The following is a 4,561-nucleotide window of genomic DNA, read 5'->3' on the forward strand; positions in this document are numbered from 1 at the left end:
GGCGGGCGGGCGGATCGAACTGGGCGCGGGGGAGGTCGCCGGGTGGGCCCGCAGCGCCGGGTCCTGGTGGCTGCCGCTGACCGCGCTCGTCGTCCTGGGCGCCGGCGTCGTCCTGCTGTTCGTGGCGGCCTGGCCGGTCGCCGTGCCCGCGCTCGTCCTCGGCGCCCTCATCGCGTCCTTCGCCCGCCCGTACGTGACAGTGGACCGGCGCGGGATCACCGTCTCCGGACTGCTGCCCTGGCCCCGCGTCAGGGTGCCGCTCGACCGGATCGAAGCGGCGTCCAGCCGCGACATCGAACCGCTCAGCGAGTACGGCGGCTGGGGCTACCGCATCCGGCCCGGCCGCACCGGGGTCATGATCCGCTCCGGCGAGGGCCTCGTGGCCCGACTGGCCGGCGGCCGGGACTTCGAGGTCACGGTGGACGACTCGGCGACCGCGGCGGCGCTCCTCAACACCCTGATCGACCAGCGCCGAACGGACCACTGACGATGCTGTTCCGGGTCGATCCCACCTCCACCGTGCCGCTCGGCGACCAGATCGCCGCCTGCGTACGCCGCGCCGTGGCCGACGGCGCGGCGGCCCCCGGCGAACGGCTGCCCGCCGCGCGCGTCCTGGCCGATTCGCTCGGCGTCAACGTCCACACGGTGCTGCGCGGCTACCAGCGGCTGCGCGAGGAGGGCCTGATCGAACTGCGCCGGGGCAGGGGCGCCGCCATCGCCGACGGAGCCTCCCCGCACCGTGCGCGCCTCCTCGAACGGGTCCGCGAGACGGTCGGCGAGGCGCGCGGCCTCGGCCTGACCGTGGACGAACTCCTGACCCTGGTGCGCACCGAGTACGGCACCGGCTGACGGCGAAACCGTGTCCCGGCTGACGGCGCCGCCGTGCCGGCTCACGGCGATACGGTGCCGGCACACGGCGACGGGCCGCCTCGTCCTGCGAGGCGGCCCGTCGGTGAGGCGGTGCGGTCAGGAACCGGCCTTGGTCAGCGCGGCCGCGAAGCCGTACTGCCACAGGTAGTTCACCCGGTTCCGCTCGGCGGCGTTCGGGTACGGGTTGGTGCAGGACGTGCCGGGACCGCCGCCCGACATCAGCTCGCTGCACGGACCCGAGTAGTGGTCCGGGAGGCCCAGCACGTGGCCGGTCTCGTGGGCGGTGACGCGGGTCGAGTTGTACTGCCGGTTCTGCGCGTAGTCCAGGAAGATGTAGCCCCGGCCGTGCCCGTCGGTGCTCGCGTAGGAGCCGCGCGAGTCATTGCCCTCGTAGTACCTGAAGTCGGCGTTCGAGCCCTCCTGGAGACGGACGGAGGAGACCGAGCTGTTCCAGATCGAGGCGCTGCTGGATATCTGGGAACGGAAGCTCGGCGCGTTGGCGGCGCTGTAGACGACCGTGACGGACGCGGCGCCCGGATTGGCCGCCCGCTTCTCCGCCACCGACTTCGCGACCGCCTCGAAGAACGCCTTGTTGCCCGCGGCGTTCTCCTGCGTACCGGACTTCGCCGTGTACGCCAGCTGGGCGGACGGGGCGGGGGCGGCCACCGGAGCGGCGATCGCGGGCGCGGTGCCCAGCGCGGCGGCGAGCGAGAGGCCGAGGCCGAACACGGCCGACATGACGGTCCTGGGGTGTCTCATGTGGGGGGTCTCCTACCAGTTACCTGTCAGGGGAACCCGTCCGATGAACGGACTCGGACGGGGGTGGTACGGAGAGAGTTTCGGGGAACCGGAGCCCGCGCGGATGATGTCAGCCGGTGATAACGCGGCCTTATCACCACCCGGCGTCCCTTTCGTGCACATCGGCTTTCCCCTTGCCCAACGCCCGGTGAATCGCCCGTCTTTGGCAGGGTTACGGCCCATGGTGCGACCGGACGCACCGCCCTAATCTCGGCAGCATGGAGCTTGAGGTGAGACACCTCAGGGCGCTGTGCGCCATAGCCGACACCGGCAGCCTGCACCGGGCGGCCCGCACCCTGGGCGTGAGCCAGCCCGCGCTCACCACCCAGCTGCGCCGCATCGAGAACGCCCTGGGCGCCGAACTGTTCAGCCGCGAACGCACCGGCTGCCGCCCCACCCTCCTGGGCCGTGCCGTCCTCAGCCGCGCCCGCCCCCTCGTCGACGGCCTGAGCGCCCTGGTCAGCGACGCCAAGGCGGAGGCCGCCCACGCCGAAGGGCCCCGGCTGCGCATCGGCTGCACCGCGAGCCGGGTGATCGGCGGCTGGCTGCGCCGGCTGCGTCACCGGCTGCCCGGGACGGACATCTCGCTGCGGGTGGACGTCTCCGCGCACGCCCTGCTCCGCGCCGTCGGCGCCGGCGGACTGGACGTCGCCTTCGTGCACGAGGTGGAGGGCTGTCCGCTCACCGTCCCGGACGGGCTGGAGCAGCGGGTGCTCGTGGAGCGCGAACCGCAGTTCGTCTCCATGGCCCGCGACCACCCGGCCGCCGCCCTGCCCGTCGTGGACCTGGCCGACCTGGCCGCCGACCGGTGGATGGTGGACCCCACGGTGGACGGCGAGTGGGACGGCCTGCGCCGGGTGTTCAGCGAGGCGGGGGTGGCCCCCGTCGTGCTGCACGGCGACTACCTCACCGCCGCCTCCCTCGTTGTCCTGGGCGAGGCGGTCGCCCCCTGCCAGCCGACCTCGGGCCCCCGCGACGACATGGCGATCCGCCCCCTGCGCGACGACCCCCTGGCCGTACGGCTGCTGCTCGTCTCCCGGCCCGGCGCGGACATGACCGCCGCCTACGAGGAACTGGAGGCGGCCTACCGGGAGGCGGCGCGGCGGGTGGCCGGATACCACCAGTGGCTGCTGCGCCACCGCAGCCCGCTCGCCCGCTCCTGACCCCGGGGCGGGAGTTCCCGGTTCCGGTGATTCAGCCGAGAGCGTGGACCGTTCCGGACCGCGCCGGTACGGGGCAGAGTCGTCCCATGAGGCTATTGATGCTGGGCGGTACGCAGTTCGTCGGCCGGGCCGTCACCGAGGCGGCCCTCGCCCGGGGCTGGCAGGTCACGGTCTTCCACCGGGGCCACCACGCGCCCCCGCCCGGCGCGGCCGCGCTCATCGGCGACCGCACCACCGGGGACGGCCTGGCCGCCCTCGCCGCCGCCGGGACGCCCGACGGCGGGGGCCAATCCTGGGACCTCGTGGTGGACACCTGGAGCGGCGCGCCCCGCGCGGTCCGGGACGCGGCCCGGCTGCTCGCCTCCCGCGCCGCCCGGTACACGTATATATCCAGCCGTTCGGTGTACGACTATCCGGCACCGGCCGGGCTCACCGAGGACGGCCCGGTGGTGCAGGGAGCCTCGCCGGACGCGGGGGACGGCGAGTCGTACGCGCTCGCCAAACGCGGCGGCGAACTGGCCGCGCTGGACGCCTTCGGCGACCGGGCGCTCCTCGCCAGGGCCGGGCTGATCCTCGGCCCCTGGGAGAACATCGGCCGGCTGCCCTGGTGGCTGAACCGGATCGCCCGCGGCGGCCCGGTCCTGGCCCCCGGCACCCCGGACACCGACATCCAGTACATCGACGTGCGCGACCTCGCCGACTGGGTGCTCGACGCGGCGGAGCGCGGGCTGCACGGCCCCTACAACCTGGTCAGCGAACCGGGGCACACCACCATGGGCGGACTGCTCGACGCCTGTGTGCGCGCCACCGGCTCCGACGCCGAACTGCGCTGGACCCCGGCGGAGACGATCCTCGCGGCGGGCGTCGAACCGTGGACCGACCTGCCCGTGTGGCTGCCGCCGGGGGAGCTGTACGACACCCTCCACCAGGGCGATGTCGGCCTGGCGTACGCGGCGGGGCTGCGCTGCCGCCCCGTCGGGGAGACCGTCGCCGACACCTGGACCTGGCTGCGCGGGCTGGACGGCGAGGCCCCCCGGCGCCCCGACCGTCCGGCCACCGGCCTCGACCCGGAGACGGAGGCGAAGCTGCTGGCCGGATAGGGCCTGTTGGCCGCGCCGGGCGGGGACGCGCCGACGCGGTCAGGAGTTATCCACAGGGCCGGGCCGGGCGGCCGCCGCCGCGTTAGCCTCGGCCCATGGCTGAACTGCTGCACCTCACCGAAGGCCCGCTCTGGGAGGCGGCCCGCGGAATCGGGACGTACGAGATGTCCACCCGCGGCCGCACCCTGCACGAGGAGGGCTTCATCCACTGCTCGCTGCCCCACCAACTGCCCGCCGTGGCCGAGGCGCTGTACGGCCCGGGCAGCCGCCCCGGCGCCGTGGAGCAGGACCTCGTGGTGCTCGTCATCGACCCCGACCGGCTCACCGCGCCGGTGCGGTACGAGCCCGGCGAACCCGGCGGCGAGGACTTCCCGCACATCTACGGGCCCCTCCCCGTCGACGCGGTCGTGGACGTGCGCCCCTGGCAGCCCGGGGGAGGCACCCGCGCATGAGCCCCGCCTCCGACACCCCGCCCGAGACCGTCGGCAGCGGCCCCCTCACCGCCGTCACCGGGGCGAGCGGCGTCCTCGGCGGCCGGGTCGCCACCCGGCTGGCCCGCGCCGGAGTCCCCGTCCGGCTGCTCGGCCGCGACCCCTCCCGGCTGCCCGACATCCCCGGCGCCGACCCGGC

The 4,561-nt window shown here is 74.8% G+C and carries 5 protein-coding genes and 2 pseudogenes; 6 read left to right on the forward strand and 1 reads right to left on the reverse strand.

Annotated elements, in window-relative coordinates; genetic code table 11:
* Both MHW47_RS32310 and MHW47_RS32315 read left to right on the forward strand, forming a co-directional pair.
* A pseudogene (locus tag MHW47_RS32310) lies at nt 1-487 on the forward strand (DUF1648 domain-containing protein); the annotation flags it as partial.
* Nucleotides 488-489: 2 nt separating this feature from the next.
* Entirely contained in the window at nt 490-849 is a 360-nt protein-coding gene (locus MHW47_RS32315) for a GntR family transcriptional regulator (protein ID WP_239227413.1), read from the forward strand.
* Between the two features lie 117 nt (nt 850-966).
* On the opposite strand, the gene snpA is transcribed toward MHW47_RS32315, so the two are convergent.
* The gene (gene snpA, locus MHW47_RS32320; RefSeq protein ID WP_374230186.1) at nt 967-1,608 is read right to left on the reverse strand and encodes a snapalysin; all 642 of its coding nucleotides are present in this window, start codon (nt 1,606-1,608) and stop codon (nt 967-969) included.
* A gap of 278 nt (nt 1,609-1,886) precedes the next feature.
* Between snpA and MHW47_RS32325 the strand changes: the two genes are divergently transcribed.
* The 4 genes and pseudogenes from MHW47_RS32325 to MHW47_RS32340 form a co-directional block, all read left to right on the forward strand.
* Nucleotides 1,887-2,831: a LysR family transcriptional regulator gene (locus MHW47_RS32325; protein ID WP_239227415.1), complete on the forward strand. Its 945-nt coding sequence runs from the start codon at nt 1,887-1,889 to the stop codon at nt 2,829-2,831.
* Nucleotides 2,832-2,929: 98 nt separating this feature from the next.
* Complete coding sequence (locus MHW47_RS32330; protein ID WP_239227417.1) at nt 2,930-3,931, forward strand: NAD-dependent epimerase/dehydratase family protein; 1,002 nt, start codon at nt 2,930-2,932, stop codon at nt 3,929-3,931.
* 95 nt (nt 3,932-4,026) lie between these two features.
* Nucleotides 4,027-4,383, forward strand: a complete 357-nt coding sequence (locus MHW47_RS32335) for a DUF952 domain-containing protein (protein ID WP_239227416.1) — start codon at nt 4,027-4,029, stop codon at nt 4,381-4,383.
* Nucleotides 4,380-4,561, forward strand: a pseudogene (locus MHW47_RS32340) (DUF952 domain-containing protein); the annotation flags it as partial. The gene MHW47_RS32335 and the pseudogene MHW47_RS32340, both read left to right, overlap by 4 nt.

Origin of the sequence: Streptomyces sp. OfavH-34-F (assembly GCF_022347745.1) — a bacterium.
Taxonomy (GTDB): Bacteria; Actinomycetota; Actinomycetes; order Streptomycetales; family Streptomycetaceae; genus Streptomyces.